The 20,032-nt window shown below is 75.9% G+C and carries 19 protein-coding genes; 9 read left to right on the top strand and 10 right to left on the bottom strand.

The window, feature by feature from the left end:
• Positions 1 to 127 precede the first annotated feature (127 nt).
• The 3 genes from LPA27_RS04835 (at position 128) to LPA27_RS04825 (ending at position 2,285) form a co-directional block, all read left to right on the top strand.
• A complete protein-coding gene (locus LPA27_RS04835) occupies positions 128 to 598 on the top strand; it encodes a tRNA (cytidine(34)-2'-O)-methyltransferase (RefSeq protein WP_193665649.1) in 471 nt (156 codons plus the stop codon).
• Between the two features lie 107 nt (positions 599 to 705).
• Entirely contained in the window at positions 706 to 1,320 is a 615-nt protein-coding gene (locus LPA27_RS04830) for a SigE family RNA polymerase sigma factor (protein WP_228941704.1), read from the top strand.
• The gene (locus LPA27_RS04825) at positions 1,317 to 2,285 is read left to right on the top strand and encodes a hypothetical protein (RefSeq protein WP_228941703.1); all 969 of its coding nucleotides are present in this window, start codon (positions 1,317 to 1,319) and stop codon (positions 2,283 to 2,285) included. Before LPA27_RS04830 ends, LPA27_RS04825 begins: the two co-directional genes overlap by 4 nt.
• On the opposite strand, the gene LPA27_RS04820 is transcribed toward LPA27_RS04825, so the two are convergent.
• On the bottom strand, positions 2,260 to 3,429 hold the full coding sequence (locus tag LPA27_RS04820) for an acyl-CoA desaturase (protein WP_324251240.1): 1,170 nt from the start codon (positions 3,427 to 3,429) through the stop codon (positions 2,260 to 2,262). The genes LPA27_RS04825 and LPA27_RS04820 overlap by 26 nt on opposite strands.
• A gap of 136 nt (positions 3,430 to 3,565) precedes the next feature.
• Here LPA27_RS04820 and LPA27_RS04815 point away from each other — a divergent pair, with 136 nt between their 5' ends.
• Positions 3,566 to 5,380, top strand: coding sequence for a CapA family protein (locus LPA27_RS04815; RefSeq protein WP_228941702.1), 1,815 nt, complete (start codon positions 3,566 to 3,568; stop codon positions 5,378 to 5,380).
• 16 nt (positions 5,381 to 5,396) lie between these two features.
• Here the strand turns inward: LPA27_RS04815 and LPA27_RS04810 are convergent, their stop codons facing one another.
• The 4 genes from LPA27_RS04810 to LPA27_RS04795 form a co-directional block, all read right to left on the bottom strand.
• A complete protein-coding gene (locus LPA27_RS04810; protein ID WP_056863287.1) occupies positions 5,397 to 5,606 on the bottom strand; it encodes a helix-turn-helix domain-containing protein in 210 nt (69 codons plus the stop codon).
• A 12-nt stretch (positions 5,607 to 5,618) separates the two neighbouring features.
• Complete coding sequence (locus tag LPA27_RS04805) at positions 5,619 to 6,116, bottom strand: DUF2975 domain-containing protein (RefSeq protein WP_056863286.1); 498 nt, start codon at positions 6,114 to 6,116, stop codon at positions 5,619 to 5,621.
• 49 nt (positions 6,117 to 6,165) lie between these two features.
• Complete coding sequence (locus tag LPA27_RS04800) at positions 6,166 to 7,377, bottom strand: YibE/F family protein (RefSeq protein WP_228941701.1); 1,212 nt, start codon at positions 7,375 to 7,377, stop codon at positions 6,166 to 6,168.
• Positions 7,378 to 7,567: 190 nt separating this feature from the next.
• A complete protein-coding gene (locus tag LPA27_RS04795) occupies positions 7,568 to 9,553 on the bottom strand; it encodes a clostripain-related cysteine peptidase (protein ID WP_228941700.1) in 1,986 nt (661 codons plus the stop codon).
• Positions 9,554 to 9,647: 94 nt separating this feature from the next.
• Between LPA27_RS04795 and LPA27_RS04790 the strand changes: the two genes are divergently transcribed.
• Complete coding sequence (locus LPA27_RS04790) at positions 9,648 to 10,412, top strand: helical backbone metal receptor (protein ID WP_228941699.1); 765 nt, start codon at positions 9,648 to 9,650, stop codon at positions 10,410 to 10,412.
• Here the strand turns inward: LPA27_RS04790 and LPA27_RS04785 are convergent.
• The 5 genes from LPA27_RS04785 to LPA27_RS04765 all read right to left on the bottom strand — a co-directional run bounded on the left by LPA27_RS04785 (position 10,345) and on the right by LPA27_RS04765 (position 15,580).
• Positions 10,345 to 11,541 carry an acyltransferase family protein gene (locus LPA27_RS04785; protein ID WP_228941698.1) on the bottom strand — a complete coding sequence of 399 codons (1,197 nt, stop codon included), beginning with the start codon at positions 11,539 to 11,541 and terminating at the stop codon, positions 10,345 to 10,347. The genes LPA27_RS04790 and LPA27_RS04785 overlap by 68 nt on opposite strands.
• Entirely contained in the window at positions 11,538 to 13,103 is a 1,566-nt protein-coding gene (locus tag LPA27_RS04780) for an adenylate/guanylate cyclase domain-containing protein (RefSeq protein WP_056863281.1), read from the bottom strand. Before LPA27_RS04780 ends, LPA27_RS04785 begins: the two co-directional genes overlap by 4 nt.
• Positions 13,104 to 13,204: 101 nt before the next feature.
• A complete protein-coding gene (locus LPA27_RS04775) occupies positions 13,205 to 14,095 on the bottom strand; it encodes an oxidoreductase (protein ID WP_228941697.1) in 891 nt (296 codons plus the stop codon).
• Positions 14,096 to 14,105: 10 nt separating this feature from the next.
• A complete protein-coding gene (locus LPA27_RS04770) occupies positions 14,106 to 15,395 on the bottom strand; it encodes an NAD(P)/FAD-dependent oxidoreductase (RefSeq protein ID WP_228941696.1) in 1,290 nt (429 codons plus the stop codon).
• A complete protein-coding gene (locus tag LPA27_RS04765) occupies positions 15,392 to 15,580 on the bottom strand; it encodes a ferredoxin (protein WP_228941695.1) in 189 nt (62 codons plus the stop codon). The genes LPA27_RS04770 and LPA27_RS04765 overlap by 4 nt, the downstream gene beginning before the upstream one ends.
• 222 nt (positions 15,581 to 15,802) lie before the next feature.
• Between LPA27_RS04765 and LPA27_RS04760 the strand changes: the two genes are divergently transcribed.
• The 4 genes from LPA27_RS04760 (at position 15,803) to LPA27_RS04745 (ending at position 20,020) form a co-directional block, all read left to right on the top strand.
• Positions 15,803 to 16,012 (top strand): hypothetical protein, encoded by a 210-nt coding sequence (locus LPA27_RS04760; RefSeq protein ID WP_056863278.1) that lies wholly within the window; start codon positions 15,803 to 15,805, stop codon positions 16,010 to 16,012.
• A gap of 302 nt (positions 16,013 to 16,314) precedes the next feature.
• Positions 16,315 to 16,917, top strand: coding sequence for a 2Fe-2S iron-sulfur cluster-binding protein (locus tag LPA27_RS04755; protein WP_228941694.1), 603 nt, complete (start codon positions 16,315 to 16,317; stop codon positions 16,915 to 16,917).
• Entirely contained in the window at positions 16,914 to 17,921 is a 1,008-nt protein-coding gene (locus LPA27_RS04750) for an FAD binding domain-containing protein (protein WP_056863276.1), read from the top strand. The genes LPA27_RS04755 and LPA27_RS04750 overlap by 4 nt, the downstream gene beginning before the upstream one ends.
• Positions 17,918 to 20,020 carry a xanthine dehydrogenase family protein molybdopterin-binding subunit gene (locus LPA27_RS04745; protein ID WP_228941693.1) on the top strand — a complete coding sequence of 701 codons (2,103 nt, stop codon included), beginning with the start codon at positions 17,918 to 17,920 and terminating at the stop codon, positions 20,018 to 20,020. Before LPA27_RS04750 ends, LPA27_RS04745 begins: the two co-directional genes overlap by 4 nt.
• The last annotated feature ends 12 nt before the right edge of the window (positions 20,021 to 20,032 follow it).

Here is a 20,032-nt window from a genome sequence, read left to right as displayed (position 1 = left end):
CCTCCCCGTCGGCGCGGTGTCGTCGTGCTCAGGGGAGGGGCACGGTCGTGCCCCTCCCCTGAGCACGCGGGCGCACGCCCCGAGCGTCCGTGGCCCCTCGGCGGCCGGGCGCGGGATACTGCCGCCCATGTTCCACGTGATGTTCCTCGAGCCCCGGATCCCGCCGAACACGGGCAACGCGATCCGGATGGTCGCCGGCACGGGGGCGACGCTGCACCTGGTGGAGCCGCTGGGCTTCGAGCTCGACGAGCCGAGGCTCAAGCGGGCCGGTCTCGACTACCACGACCTCGCCTCCGTGGTGGTCCACCCCGACCTCGACACCGCGCTGGGCAGCGAGGCCCTGGCCTCCTCGCGGGTCTTCGCCCTCACCGCCCACGCGACCCGCTGGCACACCGACGTCGCCTACCAGCCCGGCGACGTGCTGCTCTTCGGCCCCGAGCCGACCGGGCTGCCCGACGAGGTGCTGGCGCACCCCCGCACGACCGACCGGCTGCGGATCCCGATGGTGCCCGGTCGCCGCTCGCTCAACCTGTCGAACTCCGCCGCCGTGGTCGCCTACGAGGCGTGGCGCCAGCACGGCTTCCCGGGTGCCTCCTGAGCGCGGCGCGGTCGTCGTGGGACCGGCCGACGGTGTCGTGAGACCGGGTGGGGGTGCCGAGGCGTCTCCTCTCACGTAGGCCGATCCACCACCCGAGAGGAGGCACCGTGCGCGGTGCGAGACGAGACGACGCGGAGTTCACGGAGTTCGTGACGCTGCACTCCGACCGGCTCTACCGCTCCGCCTACCTGCTGACCACCTCTCCGCACGCCGCCGAGGACCTGCTGCAGACCACCCTGGCCAAGGCCTTCGCCGGCTGGCGCCGCCTGCGCACGACCGACGACCCGGTGGCCTACACCCACCGCATCCTGCTCAACGCGTTCCTCTCCGAGCGGCGGCTGCGCCGCAGCGGTGAGCTCCCGGTGGAGGACGTGGCCGGCCGGGCCGCCGACACCGGCACCGCCGCCGCGCTGGCGTCGCCTGACCCCTCCGGCCCGGCCGGTGTCGCCGACCGGGTCACCCTGACCGCGGCCCTGGCCCGGCTGCCCGCCCTCGACCGCGCGGTCGTGGTGCTGCGCTTCTGGCTCGACCTCAGCGTCGCCACCACCGCGGCCGATCTCGACCTCACCGAGTCGGCGGTCAAGAACCGCACCGCACGCGCGCTGCGCGCCCTGCGCGAGCTGCTCGCCGACGACCCCGACGACCCCGCCGACCCCTCCGCGGCACCGCCCGCGGCCCAGCCCGCCGGCCTCACCCACGACCTCCCCAGGAGCACCCCGTGACCGACCCCAGCCACCAGACCCCGCACCAGCCCGACCACGACGCCCGCCTGCGCGAGCGCCTGGCCCACGCCGTCGACGGGCTGCGCGCCCCCGACGTCCTGCCCGCAGCCCTGGCCCGCGGCCGGCGCCAGCGCACCCGCCGTCGTCTCGTCCAGGGCACCGGCGGCCTCGCCGTCGCCGCCGCCCTCGCGCTCGCCGCCCCGGCCCTCGCCGACGGCTGGCCGGGAGGGCCCGACCCGTCCGGTCCCCCGGTGGCCGTCGACCCCGCCACCGGCCCGGGCACCGGCGCGGGCGAGGGCCGCGGCTCCGCCCCGCGGACCCCGCCCGTCGAGACCGACCCTGCCGCGTGCGACCCCGACGCAGCGGCCACCGGCTGGTGGAGCAGGTCGTCGGAGCAGGTGCGCGACGACCTCGCCGGCCTCCTGCCCGCGGGCACCCGCATCGGCGGCACCGACGACGCCTCGCCCGGCGCCTGGGGCGGCGACTTGGTCAGCAGCGAGGGCTCCGGCAAGAGGTCCGGCGAGGGGTCGGGCGAGGACGCCGACTTCGCCAGCGTGACCCTGCTGCCGCCGCCGGGGGTGCCGGGCGGACGCACGAGCCTGGCCGAGCTGAGTGCCGGCGGTCCGTGCTCGGGGGGCGACAACGCGCCGCTGCAGGCCGTGGTGCCCTGCGCGGAGCTCACCGGCCACGAGACCTGCGAGGAGATCCGCACCGAGGACGACGTGCTCGTCGGCGTGGTCACCGAGAAGGTCGAGCGGAGCGTCGTCGACGGCCGGGAACAGCCGACCGACCGCTCCTACGTCCTGGCCACCCTGGCCGACCCCTCCGGCGGCCACGTCGAGCTCTACGTCGCCGAGGGCACCCGCGCCGACCGCCCCGACACCGTGCACGACCCCGCCGACGCGCCCGCGCTCAGCGTCGAGCAGGCCCGCGAGATCCTCACCGACCCCGTCTGGACCCGCTGACCCTCGGCGGCACCGAGAGCCGCACCACCTTGTGCCAGGCGCTCGCGACCTGACGGTGCAGCGGCGCGGCGTGGTAGGTCAGGCCGTGGCGCTCCATGACCTCCCGCAGCCGGGGCGCGATCTCGGCGTAGCGGTTGCTGGGCAGGTCGGGGAAGACGTGGTGCTCGATCTGGTGCGACAGGTTGCCTGCGAGCACGTGCAGCAGCGGCGGGCCGGTGATGTCGGCGGAGCCGAGCATCTGGCGCAGGTACCACTCCCCCCGCGTCTCGCGCGTCGGCGTCTCGTCGAGCTCGAAGGTCTCCACGCCCTCGGGGAAGTGGCCGCACATGATCACCGAATGGCTCCACAGGTTGCGGACCAGGTTGGCGGCGAGGGTGGCGCTCAGCGTCGAGCGCCACCCCGGGCCCGAGAGCGCCGGGTGGATGACGAGGTCCTTGAGCAGCTGGCGGCGCGCGCGGCGCAGCACGTCGCCGATGCGCCCCCGCATCGCGGCGTCGGGGCGCCGCCCGGCGCGCAGCGTCTCCCCGACCTCGAGGTCGTAGAGCGCGATGCCGTACTCGAAGAAGACGGCGTTGACGAGGTTCCACAGCGGCTGCACCGCGTGGCGGGGACGCCACGGCTGGGCCTCGTCGACGCGCAGGATGCCGTAGCCGAGGTCGTTGTCGCGGCCGAGCACGTTGGTGTGCACGTGGTGCAGCTCGTTGTGCGAGCGCTTCCACTGCTCCGGCGGGGTGACGTGGTCCCAGTCCCAGGTCGCGGAGTGGATCTTCGGGTCGCGCATCCAGTCCCACTGGCCGTGGAGCACGTTGTGGCCGATCTCCATGTTGTCGAGCACCTTGGCGGTGGCCAGGCAGGCCGCGCCCAGCACCCACACCGGCCGGCGGCGCGAGCCCACGACGAGCAGCGCGCGACCGCCGAGCTCGAGGCCCCGCTGCACCGCGATCACCCGACGGATGTACGCCGCGTCGCGCGCCCCGCGCCCGGCCAGCACCTCGTCGCGCAGGGCGTCGAGCTCGGCCGCGAGCGCCGCGACGTCGTCGGCGCCCAGGTGCGCCGTCACCGGGGAGACGGGCCGCTCGGCCGGGTCTGCCGCGGCCGTGGGGGCGCCGGTCGCAGGAGGGCTGGTCACGGTGGAGGTGGTCACCCTTACTGGTACCCCATCGAGGGGTGCGCAGACACCACCGGGGGCCCGTGAGCCGTCGCGGGACGACCTTTGCTTGGCGCCGCCCGTCACAGTGGAGGCACTCGCACACGGGCGGGGCCGGGCGGACGGGGACCAGATGCGACACCACGGGCGGCGTGGCGAGCGGTGCGGGCGCCGACGCGGCGCGGGTGCGCTCGCCGGTGCCCTGGTCGGCTCGCTCGTGCTCGGGGGGTGCAGCCCCGGCTCCGAGGCGGAGTCAGCGCGCACGTCCGAGGCCCCCGCCTCCGAGGCCGGTCGCGCGGCGTCCGCCGCCCCCGCCGGCCCGACCGCCACCCTCGCCTTCGCCGGCGACGTCCACCTCGAGGGCGCCCTGCGCGGGCTCTCGGAGCGCCCCCGCTCCACCCTCGGGCCGATGTCGCGGGTGCTGCGCGACGCCGACCTCGCGATGGTCAACCTCGAGAGCGCGCTGACCCGCCCCGGCACCGGCGCCCCGGCCGCCAAGGAGCTGGAGGACCCGTCACTGCGCTACTGGTTCCGCAGCCCGCCCTCCGCCCTCGACCTGCTCGACCGCTCCGGCGTCGACGTCGTCTCGGTCGCCAACAACCACGGCGCCGACTACGGCGCGGCCGGCCTCCGCGACACCCTGGCGATCGCCGCCGACAGCCCCGTGGGCGTGGTCGGCGTCGGCGCCGACCCCACCGCGGCCTTCACCCCCCACCGCGTCGAGGTCGAGGGGCTCAGCGTGGGCGTGCTGGCCGCGGACTCCTCCCCCCTCGAGAGCGCCGACCCGACCTGGAGCGTGCGGCAGGGCGCCGGGCCGGGCCTCGCCGCCGCCCGCACCCCCGACGCCCCCCGGCTGGTCGCGGCCGTGCGCGACTCCGCCGCGACCGACGACGTCACGGTCGTCTACCTGCACTGGGGCGAGGAGGGCGCCGCCTGCCCCACGCCGCTCCAGCAGGACCTCGCCGCCTCGCTCGCCGAGGCCGGCGCCGACGTCGTCGTCGGCTCCCACTCCCACCAGCTCCAGGGCGGGGGGCTGCTCGACGACGCCTACGTGGGCTACGGCCTGGGCAACTTCCTCTGGTACCACGGCCGGCAGGCCGAGACCGGCGTGCTCGAGGTCGAGGTCTCCGCCGACGCCGTCGAGGGCGTCGCCTGGCGGCCGGCGCTCATCCCCGAGCTCGGCGGCCAGCCCCAGCCGGTCGCCGGCGCGGCCCGTGGCGAGGCCGTCGCCGACTGGCGCCGCCTGCGCGGCTGCACCGGCCTCGAGCCCGGCCCCGGCCCCGCCGCCGAGCCCGGCGGGCAGCCCGACCCGACCCAGCAGCCCGAGCCCACCCAGCAGCCCGGGACGCCGGCGACCGAGGCGCTGCCGGCGTACCGCTCCGAGGTGCGCCGGATCGGGCCGGCCGTGCGCCGCAGCATGCTCGGCTCCAGCCACCGCCCCACCTGTCCGGTGCCGCTGACCGACCTGCGCCAGCTGCGGATGTCCTACGTCGGCTTCGACGGAGCGGCCCGCACCGGGGCGATGGTCGTGCACGAGGACGTCGCCGAGGAGGTCACGCAGATCTTCCGCACCCTCTACCGCGAGCGCTTCCCGATCCGCCGGATGCGGCTCGTCGACGCCTACGGCGGCGACGACGACCGCTCGATGGCGGCCAACAACACCTCGGGCTACAACTGCCGCACCGTGGCCGGCACCGACCGCTTCTCCGACCACGCCTTCGGCCGCGCCCTCGACATCAACCCGGTGCAGAACCCCTACGTCCTGGGGGGCGACGTGCTGCCACCGGCCGGTCGCGCGTTCGCCGACGTCGACCGCTCCCCCGGCGCCCGCGCCGTGCCGGGCGTCATCGCTCGCGGCGACGTCGTCTTCCGCGCCTTCGCCTCCCGCGGCTGGGAGTGGGGCGGCGACTACTCCGAGCCCGACTGGCAGCACTGGAGCGCCCCCTGACCCGGCGCGGGCCTGCTCACTCGTCGGGCACCCACCGCAGCAGGTCCCCCGGCTGACAGTCCAGCGCCTCGCAGAGGGCCTCCAGCGTCGCGAAACGCACCGCCTTGGCGCGGCCGTTCTTGAGCACCGCCAGGTTGGCGGGGGTGATGCCGACCCGCTCGGCCAGCACGCCCACCGCCATCTTGCGCCGCGCCAGCATGACGTCGACGTCCACGACGATGGCCACCTCAGAGCACCATCAGATGACCGCGTCGAGCTCGGTCTGCAGGGCCGTCGCCTCCGCGTCGCGGTCGACCGCCCGGACCAGCAGCGCGCGCATCACGAGCACGACGAGCGCCACCCCCGCCGCGAGGACCCCGAGGCCGCCCACGAGCAGCACCACCCCGGGAGCTACCGCCTCCCCCGGGGCGAGCAGCGCCCCGAGCACGAAGCAGAGCAGCGAGGCCGTGGCGATCGCGCCCACGACGACGTCGATCCAGCGGAAGGCCGCCCGGGAGAAGACCGTGCCCCGGCGGGCCATCGTCGCCAGGCGCCAGGTGCAGACCATCGTGACCTGCACGGTCAGCACGCCCAGCACGGCGAGCACGAGCAGCGCCGGGCGCAGCCGCAGCACCTCCGCGCCGGCCCCCGACAGGTCGCGCGCCGCCAGCGGCACCAGCACGACCTGGACGACGAGCGACCCGGCGATCCCCACGGCCAGCACCACCCGCAGCGCGAGCGTCACCACACGACCCATCTCATCGCTCCTCTCGACCAACGATCACAATCTATCGCGATTCGATAGGTCACGCCAGGCGGCCACTGCCCGACCGGGCCTCGCGCACCGCGAGGGCGGCCAGCGCGGTCGTGATCGGCACCGCGGCCATCAGCCCGAAGGTCGCCACGACGCTGCGCACGACCTCCTGGGCGATCACCTGGTCGGTGACGACGTCGCCCAGCGGGTCGTCGGTGGCCACGACGAGGATGAGCAGCGGCAGCGCGGAGCCGGCGTAGGCCAGCACGATGGTGTTGATGACCGAGGCGATGTGGGAGCGCCCGACGCGGGTGGCGGCGCGGTAGAGCTCGCGCGCGCCGTAGCCCGGGTTGGCCCGCGCGATCTCCTCCACCGTCGCGGCCTGGGTGACGGTGACGTCGTCGAGCACGCCGAGCGAGCCGATGACGATCCCCGCGAGCAGCACGCCCTGCACGTTGACGCCGTAGGTCGTGCCGAGCGAGGACGACAGGTCGTCGGAGACCCCGGTCAGCCCCAGCACCGCCACCGAGAGCGCGGAGAGCAGCCCGGTGAGGGTCAGGGCCGCGATCGTGCCGACCACCGCCACGGTGGTCGACAGGCTCGGCCCGTGGGTCAGGTAGAGCACCGTCAGCACGATCGCCGCCGACCCCACGATGGCCACGAGCAGCGGCGACTCCCCCGCCAGGATCGCCGGCACCACGAACCACACCAGCAGCCCGAAGGTCACCCCGAGCCCCAGCAGCGCCGTGAGCCCTCGCAGCCGACCGAAGGCCACGACCGCCAGCGCGAAGGCCCCCACCAGCACCGCCAGCCCCGTGCCGCGCTGCCGGTCCACGATCGAGTACGACGGGGGCGCCGACTCGTCGACGGAACCGTCGGGGTCGCGCGCGGCCCCGAGCTCGACCAGCAGCACGTCGTCGCCCTCCCCGACCTCGACGGCGCCCGCGCCGGTCGGCAGCGGCGTCTCCACCTCGAGCCCGTCGTCGGCGCCGCTGGTCAGCCGCACCGTCGCGGTGCCGCAGGTGCTCGCCGCCGTGGCACCGCCGGCGCCGGCAGCCGGGTCGGCGGCGGGGTCGGGCGTGGTGCCGCCCGTGGCCGCGCTCTCGGGACACTGCTCCACGCTGACCGCGGTGACGACGCCCTCGACCTGCTCCAGCGAGCCGGGCGTGTCGGGCCCGGGCAGCGAGCCCGGCCACAGCCAGACCAGGCAGCCCAGCGTCACGAGCGCCAGCGGCACGACCACCGCGAGGGCCAGTCGTCGCACGCGGGGCGAGGAAGTCTCAGCCGTCCCCGGTGCTGCGTGTCGCGGGTGGTGCGCACCCATCGCGGGGCCCCCTCTTACTGATCGTTGGACCCACTACCTGACCGTCACAACGGTGTGGAGGTGGTACCAACGGTCAGTAAGTGGTGCCGGCGCCCGGCCCGCCCGAGCCTAGCGGCGGGCCGGCGTCGCCTCAGGGCACCTGGGTGAAGCCGCTGATCGTGCTGGCGTTGTCGCCGTAGTCGTGGACGGTGAGGTCGAGCTGCAGGCGGGTGCCCGACTCCAGGGGCACGAGGTCGTAGGTGAGGGCCTCGAGGTCGGCGTAGAGGCCGACGTCGGAGGTGGGGGTCCAGCGCTCCGAGCCGTCGTTGAGCAGCGTGTAGACCTCCGGCACGATGAGACCGTCGGGCTCGGCGTTGAGCTCGCCGTAGCCCTCGGTCGCGGGGTCGTAGGCGTAGTAGGTCTCGGCCACGATGTCGCCGGAGTCGACGTCGATCTCGATCGAGAGCAGCACGTCCTGGTAGGTCTCGCCGTCGACGTCGCCGGGGGCGTAGTAGGCCATCGGCACGTCGAGGGAGACCACGTCGGCGTCCTCCTCCACCAGCAGCGAGACGTAGGCCCGGGCGGTGTCGATGCCGTCGCTGATCTCCAGCGCCGTGAGGTCGTAGAAGCCGCTGGCCACCGGCGCCCCGTCGGGGTCGATGGCCGCGCTCTCCTCGCCGAGGTAGGTCAGCGAGCCGTCGGGCTCGACGACGGCGTAGGAGATGGTGGCGTCGGTGAGGTTGGCCTGGCCCAGCTCGTCGTACTCCGCGGTGACGTAGACGCCGCCGTCCTCCAGCTCCACCAGCGGGCCGTCGGCCAGGTCGGTGAACTGGGCGGTCTCCTCGGCGGGGATCTGTGCGCCGGCGTCGTAGTAGGCGGTGAGGAAGTCGGCCCAGGGCTCGGCGGAGGCGACGTCGAGATACGCCCCGTCGGCCAGCTCGGCGGTGGGGGGGAAGTAGATCGACAGGCCGGTGGCGCCCCGGGTGGCGGCCCCGTCGACCTCGGAGACGACGGCGTCGCCGATCGCCCGCATCAGGGCGTCGGCCTCGTCGGAGACGTCGAGGGCCTCGACGCCGATGGTCGTGGCGAGCAGCCCGAGGTCCTTCATGTGGCTGTCCTCGGCCTCGTCGGGGCTGCGGGCGAAGCCCAGCGTCTCCGCCCCCGCGCGGCCCACGACGGGTGCCACCGCGACCGCCCGCTCCGCGAGCGCACCGCTGAAGGCGGCCATCGCGGCGTCGACCTCGTCCATGCGCGTCAGGTCGACCAGCCCGAGGGTGATGCCGTCGGCGGTGCCCTCGGCCTCGGCCTGCGCGACGAAGCCGTCGAGCAGCGCCGCGCCGAGCTGGTCGGCGGTGGCGCCGGGGTCCTCGGCGAGCAGCCGGAGCGCGCCGTAGTCCCAGCCGTGGCCGGGCTCGAGCTCCTGGGAGGCGACCAGCCGGTCGGCCAGCGGAGCGACCGCGCTGGCCACCTCGTAGCTGGCCATCAGGCAGGCGTCGAAGCCGAGCAGGTCGAGCTTGTCGACGCCCGCGCGCTCCAGCCCCTCGGAGATGCCGCGCGTCAGGTCGGCCAGGTCGAGCACCTCGCCGGTGCCGTCGTCGGGCCCGACGCCGGGCCACGAGGCGCCGTGGTCGGAGATGATCAGCGCGTAGTGACCGGCCCGGTGGGCCTCGATGCCCTCGGCCACGAAGTCGGCGAGGGTCGCGGGGTCGGCGGAGTCGACGTCGCCGAGGTCCTCCACCAGCTCGCTCGTGCCCGCGGGGCCCAGGTCGAGCACGCGCGCACCGACCCAGTCGCCCTGGTCGAGCGCCGGGTCGGCGCCGTAGTCGGGCGAGCGGTCCATCAGCTCGCGCACCTGGAGGTTGTCGTTGGAGCCGACCGCGCCGAGCTCGTTGAGGTCGCCGACCATGAAGGGCTCGAGGTCGGTGTCGGCCATCGAGTAGTGCAGCACCGTCCAGCCGTCGCCCTCGCGCCCGGTGTGGGCGGTCGGCGCCGGCTCCCCCGCGCCCGCCTCCCCCGCGTCCGCCTCCCCCGGCGACGGCGCGCCCCCGCAGCCGGCGGCGAGCACCAGCAGCGCTGCGGCCACGGCGGCTCGGACCGGTCGGCGGTGGGCGGCTCGGGGGCGGCTCGGCGTGCGCACCGCCCGACGCTAGAACGCCGCGGCCCGCGCCGGGGCCCGAACGACCCCGGGCTTTGCCCGGTGGCTAGACCAGCGGGCGGGTAGCGTCGGGCGGGTGGACGACCTTGGCACGGCGTACGACGGACCGCGCCCGGCGCGCCGGGTGGTGTCGCTGGTGCCGTCGCTGACCGAGGCCCTGGCCTCGGTCGACCGCGACGCCGTGGTCGGTGCGACCGACTGGTGCACCCACCCCGCCGACCTCGGCGCCGCCCGGGTGCGCGGCACCAAGAACCCCGACCTCGCCGCGGTGCGCGCGCTGGAGCCCGACGTGGTCGTGGCCAACCAGGAGGAGAACCGCGAGCTCGACGTGAGGCGGCTGCGCGAGAGCGGCGTGCGGGTCTGGGTGACCCGCATCGAGACCGTGCCGGAGGCGGTCGGCTCGATGGAGCGGCTGCTCGACGGTCTCGGGTGGGAGCGCCCGACCTGGCTGGGCGAGGCCCGCAGGCTGTGGTGCGGCCCGGTGCCACCGGTGTCGCGACGGGTGGCCATCCCGGTGTGGCGCGACCCGTGGATGGTCGTCGGCGCGCGCACCTTCACCGGCGACCTGGCCCGTCGCCTCGGTCTCGACAACGTCTTCGCCGACCACCCCGACCGCTATCCGGCCGCCTCCCCGGAGCAGGTCGTCGCGGCCGCCCCCGACGTGGTGCTGCTGCCCGACGAGCCCTACCTCTTCACCGCCGACGACGGCCCGGAGGTGTTCGCGGGCGGCGCGGGCGGCCCGGACGGCGCGGGCGGCGTGGCGACCGAGCTGGTCAGCGGTCGGCTGCTGACCTGGTACGGGCCCTCGCTCCTGGAGGCCCACCGCTCCCTGGCCCGCTGAGCCCCGCCGGGGCGCGCGCGGCCACTCGGCGCGGCAGCGCGAAGAGCCAGTCGAGGCCGACCGCGAGCAGCAGCCGGTGCAGGGCCAGGCACACCGCCACGGCGGCGGCGGCCACCACCACCGGCCACGCCAGCGCGAGCAGCGGGCTCCCGGGCGGGGGCAGCAGCGCCGGTGCGTGGGCGAGCAGCGCGAGCAGCGGCGAGTGCAGGACGTAGACCGGCAGCGTCAGCGCCCCGAGGCGCGCCAGCGCGGCCCCGACCCGCGGCCGCTCGGACAGTGCGACCGCGACGGCCAGCCCGAGCGGCACCCCGACGACGGCGAGCACCAGCAGGTCGGCGCTGCCCGGCAGACCGGCGACCCGCTGCGCCGCGAGCAGCGCCACGAAGCCGGCCACGAGCAGCAGCACGCGCCCCGGCCGGCCGGCGGCGGGACCGGCGAGCCGGCGTACGTCCTGGGGCCGGTAGGCGGCCCAGGCGAAGAACACGAAGTGGGTCAGCACCGCGGCGCGGTTGAGGTCGTCGACCGGCAGCCACGAGGTCGCCGCGGTGAGCAGGGCCGCCCCCGCGAGGGTCGCCCGCGGCCAGCGCACCAGCAGCCGCGCCAGCACGACGTAGACCACCAGCGCGTAGAGGAACCACAGCCCCGTCGAGGCCCAGACCAGGTCGGCCAGCAGCTCCGCGCCGTCCTGGGTGCGGTTGAGCGGCATCGCCCGCTCCACCGAGAAGTACGCCGCCAGCAGCAGCAGCCACACCGCGTAGACCCACGCGGTCGTGCCCACCCGACGGCGCAGTGCGGGCCACGGCCGGCGCACGACGCCGGCGGCGAAGAAGCCGCTCACGACGAAGAACAGCGGCATCCGCACCGGCTTGAGGGCCGCCGACAGCTCGTACCAGACCAGCGCCAGGCCGGAGGGATCGAGCCAGCCGTCGCCGGCGGCGCGGTCGGTGCCCGGCAGCGGCGGCGGGCCGGGCTCGCCCATGAGCGCCGGCACGTAGAGCTTGCCGACGGCGTGGTGGAGCACGACCAGCAGGATGCACGCGCCCTTGGCGACGTCGGCCCAGACCTGACGGTCGGGCTGACGGTCGGGCTGACGGTCGGGCTGCCGGGGGGCCGGGGGCGCCGCGGTCACGCGAGGTCGGCCGGCACGGCCAGCGTGGTCTCGACGGTCCGGCCCCGCAGGACGGCCCGGCCGTGGCGCCGCCACCGCGCGCCCTCGTCGCCGCCCGCGGCCTCGACGGTCTCCCACGAGGTCAGCAGCCCGCCGTCGACCTCCTTGGCCAGCTCGGTGAGGCGGGCGGCGGCGTTGACCGCGTCACCGATCACCGTGTACTCCAGCCGGTCGGTCGTGCCGACGTTGCCGGCCACCGTCTCGCCGGTGTAGACGCCGATGCCGGCCGCGACGTCGGTCTGCTCCTCGGCCAGCCGCTGCGCCATCGCGCGCCCGGCAGCCAGGGCGCGCGCGGCGTGGTCGGGCAGCTCGACCGGGGCGCCGAAGACGGCCAGCACCGCGTCGCCCATGAACTTGTTGACGAAGCCGCCGTGGGCGCCGACCTCGTCGACGACCACGGAGAAGAAGCGGTTGAGCACGTCGACCACCTCGGCCGGCTCGCGGTCGGCGGCCATGGAGGTCGAGCCGACGAGGTCGACGAAGAGCACGGTGACCACGCGCGAGGCCCCGCCCAGCTCGAGGTCGCCCGCCGCCGCGGCCTCGGCGACGTCGCGCCCGACGTGGCGGCCGAAGACGTCGCGCAGGTGCTCGCGCTCGCGCAGCCCGTCGGCCATCTCGTTGAAGCCGGCCTGGAGCAGGCCCAGCTCGCTGCCGTCGTAGACCGGCACCCGCTGCGATAGGTCGCCGGTGCGGACCTGGGCGATGGCGCGGCGCACCGACTCGATGGGGGCCACCACCGAGCGGGCGTTGAGCACGGTGACCAGCAGGCCGAAGACGAGGACCACCCCGCCCAGCACCAGCACCTCGACGGCCAGCCGGGTGGTGGAGACCCCGTCGGTGAGGGCCAGCACGGCCGCGACCATCAGGCCGACGACCGGGGCGCCGGTGCCGAGCAGCCAGAAGGTGAGCAGCCGGCCGCCGACCCCCAGGCCGCGCGGGCGCCGCGCGGAGGTGTCGCCGGTGAGGGCGCGCGCCGCGATCGGGCGCAGCGTGAACTCGGTGAGCAGGTAGGCCACCGCGCACACCACCAGCCCGGCGATGGCCACGGTCAGGCCCGTGCTCACCGCCCGCGAGGGCTGCAGCAGCGCCGAGAGGAGGGTGAAGAGCGCCGCCGCGGCCAGCCAGAGCCCCGCCTGGAGCAGGGTCAGGCGCAGCGGCACCCGCAGCGTGCGGAGCCGGTCGCGCGGGGTGGGCTCCTCGCCGCGGGTGGCCCAGCGCAGGGCCTTGAGGGTGCCGCGGGTGCCCCGGACCGCCCCGAGCACGAGCGCGAGGCCGACGTAGACCGGGATGGCGATGAAGAGCGCGAGGGCCATGTCGGCCTCCGGCGTCTCCTGGGCGAAGACGAAGGTCGACAGGACGACCACCACGCCCGCGCCGATGCTGTGGGTGGTGAGCAGGATGACGGTGAGCAGCAGCTGCATCCGCACCCGCAGCGCCCGCAGGCTCTGGTCGGCCGGGCCCAGCAGCCACGACCCGAACGGGTTGCGGGCGGCCTGGACGGTGCCGGCGGTCCCAGGGCTCACTCCAGCCACCTCCGTCCGGCCTCCGTGGGGGCCGTCGTCGACGGCCGTGCTCGGGCCCAGTGTGCCGCACCCGCGGGGCGCGGCTCAGCCGAACCCGCAGGTCACAGCGCCCAGCCCACGCCCGTCAGCTCCTCGGAGACGTCCCACAGCCGTCGGGCCGCGCCGTCGTCGGCCGCCTCCAGCGAGCGCGAGGCCGGTGCGGGGGCGCCGCGGAGCCCGCCGAGCCGCGACGGACCGACGTAGGTGCCGCCGACGAGGTCGTAGGTCGCCGCCATCACCGAGGGGCGGGCCCCCTCCTCGGCACTGGTCGCGACGACGCGGTTGCCCACCGCCATCAGGGTGTTCATCAGCGGCACGGCGTGGTGCGACTGGAGGTTGGTCGCGGCGTAGCCCGGGTGCGCGGCGGTCGCGCGCACCGCGGAGCCGGACGCACCGAGGCGCCGCTGGAGCTCGGCGGTGAAGAGGAGGTTGGCCAGCTTGCTCTGCTGGTAGGCCCGCCCCGGCGAGTAGGAGCGCTCCAGGAAGAGGTCGTCGAAGTCCAGCGGCGGGCCCTTGTGCAGCGCCGAGGACACCGACACCACCCGGTCGGCCACGTGGGGCAGCAGCAGGTTGACCAGCGCGAAGTGGCCCAGGTGGTTGGTGCCGAGCTGGAGCTCGAAGCCGTCGACCGTGCGGCCCTGCGGCACCATCATGATCCCGGCGTTGGCGACCACGCCGTGCAGCGGACGCTCCCAGCCCTCGGCCAGGGCCCGCACCGAGGCCAGGTCGGCCAGGTCGAGCGCGGCGACCTCCACCGACCCCCGGCCGGCGCCGCCGAGGCCGCCGCGGACCTCCTCGGCCGCGGCCCGCCCCTTGGCGGCGTCGCGGGCGGTCATGACCACGTGGGCGCCGGCGGCCGCCAGCATCCGGGAGGTCTCCAGGCCGAGCCCGGAGTTGGCGCCGGTCACCAGCCAGGTGCGGTCGGTCTGGTCGGGCACGAGGAAGTCGCTCATGGGTCCCAGCCTAGGAAGCCGACCTGGCGGCCCGCTCGCGCCGCGTCGCGGCGTGGGCCAGCGCGTCGTCCCACGAGCCGCCCCGCACCACCTGGGCGCGGTACTTCATGATCTCCGCCGGGGCGTCGACCGCCAGCGCGCCGATCAGCCGGTCGCCGCGGCGGTAGAGCGCCACCCAGCGTCCGGCCGCGGTCGGGTCGCCGTCGACGACGAGCACCTCGTCGGCCACCGGCGAGCCGATCATCTGGATCCGCACGTCGTACCAGTCGGACCAGAAGAAGGGCACCGTCGCGTACGCCGCCGCGGCGGCCGGGTCGAGCGCGTTGCGCGCGGCCGCGGCCCCCTGGTCGGCGGCCCCGGTCCAGTTCTCCAGCCGCTGGGTCTCCCCCATCGTGGCGTTGGGCCAGCGCACGACGTCGCCCGCGGCCCAGACCCCGGGGGCGCCGGCCCACAGCGTCTCGTCGCAGACGACGCCGTCGTCGAGGCGCAGCCCGGAGCCCTCCAGCCAGCCGGTGGCGGGCACGACCCCGATGCCGACGACCACCAGGTCGGCCGGCAGCACCGTGCCGTCGTCGAGCACGACCCGCTCCACCCGGCCCGAGCCGTCGCCCTCGACCGAGGCGACGCCGACGCCGGTGAGCAGGCGGGTGCCGTGGCGCTCGTGGATGGCGGCGACGTGGGCGCCCAGGTCCGCGCCCACGGCCCGCACCAGCGGCGTGGGCCGGGCCTCCACCACGGTGACGTCGAGGCCCCGCCCCCGGGCCGCGGAGGCGACCTCGGAGCCGATGAACCCCGCGCCCACCACGACCGTGCGTGCCCGCGCCTCGAGGGCGCGCCGCACCACGCGCGCGTCGTCGAGGGTGCGCAGCGGGTGCACGCCGTCGAGGTGGTCGGTGCCGGGCAGGCGCCGCGCCGTCGACCCGGTGGCGAGCACCACGGCGTCGTAGGCCACCTCGCGCCCGCCGACGTGGACGACGCGCGCGGCGGTGTCGAGCGCGGTGGCCGGCCGGCCGAGCAGCAGCTCGACCCCGAGCTCCTCGCGCAGGTGGCCCTCCTCGCGCAGGAAGGGTGCTGCGGGCTCCGCCCCGGGGCCGTCCCCGAGGTGCGCCTTGGACAGCGGCGGGCGGTCGTAGGGCAGGTGCTCCTCGGCGCCGACCAGCGTGATCGACCCGGCGAACCCCGCCTTGCGGGCCGACTCGACCGCGCGCAGCCCGGCGAGCGAGGCGCCGACCACGACCAGTCGGCCGGTGGCGGGGTCCGGCGGCGCGCCGCGGTCGGGCGTCGGCCCCGGAGCGGTCACTGGAGTCGCAGCGCCCCGGTGGGGCAGCTGGCCACTGCCTCCTCGACGTCGGAGACGTCCTCGGGAGCGACCTCGGCCTGGAGCACGGTGAGGTTGCCGTTGTCCTCGAGCTGGAAGTGGTGGGGGGCCAGCGACTCGCACATGCCGATGCCCTCGCAGCGGTCGTAGTCGACGGTGATCTTCATGGGCGCACCTCGGGGCTCGGGGTCGTGGGGGGACGGCCGGTCGGGGCGACCGGCCCGCTCGCACGATGGCAGACCGCGCCCGGCCACCGCGGCACCTGTGGCGAAGGTCACGGCACGTGTCGCGGGCGACGTCGGAGTCACCCTTCTGTGGGAGATACCGGCCCGCGCCCCGTGGCACGGTGGAGGAGAGGCCGGACCTTCCGCCTCGCGATCGGAGGACCGATGACCGACCAGGCCAAGACCCCCGCAGGCAACCGGGCACGGTGGCTGGTGCCCGCCGCCGTGCTCGTGCTGCTCGTGGTCGTGGGCGGCGTCATCCTGCTCATCGGGCTGCTGCAGGGCGACGACACCGACCTCGACCCGCCCACGCCCGTCGAGGAGCAGAGCAGCTCGGCGCTCGCCGTCCCGGTGGGCCCCGTCATGGTCGGCTGAGGCCCCGCGGCGCGGTCAGCGGTCGCCGCGGGCCAGCCTGGTCGGGAGTTCGGCGCCCCCCGGCGGGCTGCGTGAGCCCCGCCTGACCGACTCGGCCGCCGCGGCGACCGCTGCTCCGAGCATCCCTCGCGCCGCACCCGCACCGTCCCACCCGCGCGGGTGGGAGCGGACCGCGCCGCTGCACGTCGAGCAGCCTCGCGGACCGGTGTCCGCGGGCCCGTTCACCCCCGCGGGTGGACGCTGCGGCGCGCCCGGGAGGGAGAGTCGAGGAGGCCACCCTGGCATCCCACGGAAGGCGGCCCATGGACACCTCCATCACGCTCACCGTCGACGGCAGCGAGCACACGCTCGACGTCGACACCCGCACGACGCTGCTCGACGCCCTGCGCGAGCGGGTCGGCGCGACCGCCCCCAAGAAGGGGTGCGACCACGGCCAGTGCGGCTCGTGCACCGTGCTCCTCGAGGGGCGTCGCCACCTCACCTGCCTGGCCCTCGCGGTGGCCCACGACGGCGACGAGATCGTCACCGCCGCCGGGCTCACCGGCTCCGCGGCCGATCCGGGCTCCCGCGGGGAGGGCGCGCTGCACCCCGTGCAGCAGGCCTTCCTCGACCACGACGGCTACCAGTGCGGCTACTGCACCCCCGGCCAGATCTGCTCCGCCGTCGGCGTGCTCGACGAGGCGAAGCAGGGCCACCCCAGCCACGTGACCGACGACCTCGAGGTCGGCGGCGGCGTCGAGCTGACCGACGAGGAGATCCGCGAGCGCATGAGCGGCAACCTGTGCCGCTGCGGCGCCTACGTCGGCATCCTCGACGCCGTGCGCCAGGCCGCGGGCCGGACCGCCGGCCAGGGCGTCGACCCCGCCCGCCACACCCACGACCACGAGACGGAGGGCGTCCGGTGAAGGAGCTCACCTACGTCCGCGCCGACGACGCCGCCTCCGCGGTCGCCACCGTCAGCGCCGACCCCCACGCCCGCTTCCTCGGCGGCGGCACCAACCTGGTCGACCACCTCAAGCTGGGGGTGGCGACCCCCTCGACCCTGGTCGACGTCAGCCGGCTGCCCCTCGACACCGTCGAGGTCCTCGAGGGCGACCGCGGCGGGCTGCGCATCGGCGCCAACGTGCGCAACAGCGACCTCGCCGCCCACCCGGTGGTCCGCAGCACCTTCCCGGCGCTCTCGCGCTCGCTGCTCGCGGGCGCCTCGGGCCAGATCCGCAACCAGGCCACCACGGGCGGCAACCTGCTGCAGCGCACCCGCTGCGTCTACTTCCAGGACGTCACCACGCCGTGCAACAAGCGCGAGCCCGGCTCGGGCTGCTCGGCGCTGGAGGGCTACGGGCGCTACAACGCCATCCTCGGCACGAGCGCCGACTGCGTCGCCACCCACCCCTCCGACATGGCCGTGGGCCTGGCCGCCCTCGACGCCGACGTCGTCGTGCTCGGCCCCGACGGGGAGCGGCGCGTGCCGCTCGCCGACCTGCACCGACTGCCCGGTCACCACCCCGAGGACGACACCACCCTGGCCCACGGGGAGCTGGTCACGGCCGTCGAGCTGCGCGGCAGCGAGCTGACGCGGCACTCGACGTACTACAAGGCGCGCGACCGCGCGTCCTACGCCTTCGCCCTGGTCTCGGTGGCCGGCGCGCTGGAGCTCGACGGCGACGTCGTGCGCGACGTGCGCATCGCCTGGGGCGGCGTGGCCCACAAGCCGTGGCGCGCCACGGTGGCCGAGCAGGCCCTGCGCGGCGAGGTCTACAGCGAGGACGCCGTGCGCGCCGCCGCGGCCGAGGAGCTGCGCGCGGCCGAGACCGGCGACGACAACGCGTTCAAGGTCGCCATGGTCCGCAACGCCACCGCGCTGGTGATGCACCAGCTCGCGTCGAAGCAGCAGGGAGGCACCCGATGACCCAGCAGGCCACCCCCATCGAGGCACGCTCGATGGGCACCCACCTCGACCGCGCCGACGGCCGGGAGAAGGTCACCGGCCATGCCCGCTACGCGATGGAGCACGGCGCCGACGACGGCGTCGAGGCCCCGCTCACCGCCTGGCTCGTGCAGTCGACGATCGCCCGCGGCCGCGTCGTGCGCGTCGACCCCGCCGCCGCGCTCGCCCACCCCGGCGTCGTGAGCGTGCTCGACCACGAGTCGGCGCCGCGCCTGGCCGACACCGAGGACCGCGAGCTGGCGGTGCTCCAGGACGACCGGGTCGGGCTGCGCGGCCAGATCGTCGCGGTCGTGCTCGCCGAGACCCCCGAGGCCGCCCGCGAGGGTGCCCGCCTGGTGCACGTCGCCTACGACGAGGAGCCCCACCGGGCCTCCCTCGAGGGCGCTGAGACCTACGCCCCCGAGTCGGTCAACGCCGGCCACGAGACCGACTGGGCCGACGGCGACGTCGCGGCCGCCTTCGCCGGGGCCGCGGTGGTCGTCGACCAGCGCTACTCCACCCCCCACGAGCACAACAGCCCGATGGAGCCCCACGCCGCCACGGCGCTGTGGGACGGCGAGCGGCTGACGCTGTGGGACTCCACCCAGGCCGTCCACGCGGTCGCCACGACCTTCGCGCCGATGCTCGGCCTCGAGGCCTCGCAGATCACCGTGCGGGCGCCCTACGTCGGCGGCGGCTTCGGGAGCAAGGGCCTGCCCCACGCCCCCGAGATGGCGGCCGTCCTGGCCGCGCTGTCGGTGCCGGGCCGGCCGGTCAAGCTGGCGGTGACCCGCCAGCAGATGTTCGCGCTCACCGGCTACCGCACCGAGACGGTCTCCCACGTGCGCCTGGCCGCCGAGCCCGACGGGCGGCTGCTGGGCATCGAGCAGCACGCGGTGAGCCAGACCTCGGCGATCAAGGAGTTCACCGAGCAGACCGCCACCGCGGCCCGCATGATGTACGCCGCGCCCGCGCGCGCGACGACCCACCGCGTCGCCGCGCTCGACGTGGCGGTGCCGTCCTGGATGCGCGCGCCCGGCGAGATGCCCGGCATGTTCGCCCAGGAGGTCGCCATGGACGAGCTGGCCTTCGCCTGCGAGGTCGACCCGATCGAGCTGCGCGTGCGCAACGAGCCCGACGTCGACCCCGAGACGGGCAACCCGTGGAACAACCGCCGCCTGGTGGAGTGCCTCGAGCGCGGCGCCGGGCGCTTCGGCTGGGCCGGTCGCCCGTCGGCTCCCGGCACCGTGCAGGACGGCGACTGGTGGGTCGGCACCGGCGTGGCCGCGGCGACGTACCCGACGCTGTGGATGCCGGGCAACACCGCACGCGTGGAGTCGCTCGGGGGCGGCCGCTACGCCGTGTCGATCGGCGCCGTCGACCTCGGCACCGGCGCCCGCACGGTGCTGGTGCAGATCGCCGCCGACGCCCTGGGCGTCGACCCCGCCGCGGTCGACCTCCACATCGGCGACACCGACCAGCCCGCGGCCACGGTGGCCGGCGGGTCGGCCGGCACCGGGTCGTGGGGCACCGCGATCGTGCAGACCGTGCAGCAGCTGCGCGCCGACCACGGCGAGCACCCCGACGCCGGGGTGGCCTCGACCGCGACGGCCGAGGCCTACCCCGACATGGACCGCTACGCGCTGCACTCCTTCGGTGCGGTCTTCGCGGAGGTCCGCGTCCACCGCTGGACCGGCGAGCTGCGCGCGCCGCGGCTGCTGGGGGTCTACTCCTCGGGTCGGGTGATCAACCCGATGACCGCCCGCTCGCAGTTCTACGGCGGCCTGGTCATGGGCCTCTCGGGCGCGCTCTTCGAGGAGTCGGTGCGCGACCCGCGCTTCGGTCACGTCGTCACCCAGGACCTCGCGACCTACCACGTGGCCTCGCACGCCGACGTGCACGGCATCGAGGTCGAGTGGCTCGCCGACGACACCGACACCCTCGCCACGCCCTTCGGGGGGCGGGGCATCGGCGAGATCGGCATCGTCGGCACCGCGGCGGCCGTCGCCAACGCCGCCTGGCACGCCACCGGCATCCGCGTGCGCGACCTGCCGGTCACCGCCGACCGCTTCGTGCGCTGAGACGGGCGCCGG

Origin of the sequence: Nocardioides sp. Leaf374 (assembly GCF_916862475.1) — a bacterium.
In the GTDB taxonomy this organism is placed as follows: domain Bacteria; phylum Actinomycetota; class Actinomycetes; order Propionibacteriales; family Nocardioidaceae; genus Nocardioides; species Nocardioides kribbensis.
This window is presented reverse-complemented; position numbering and strand designations above follow the sequence as displayed.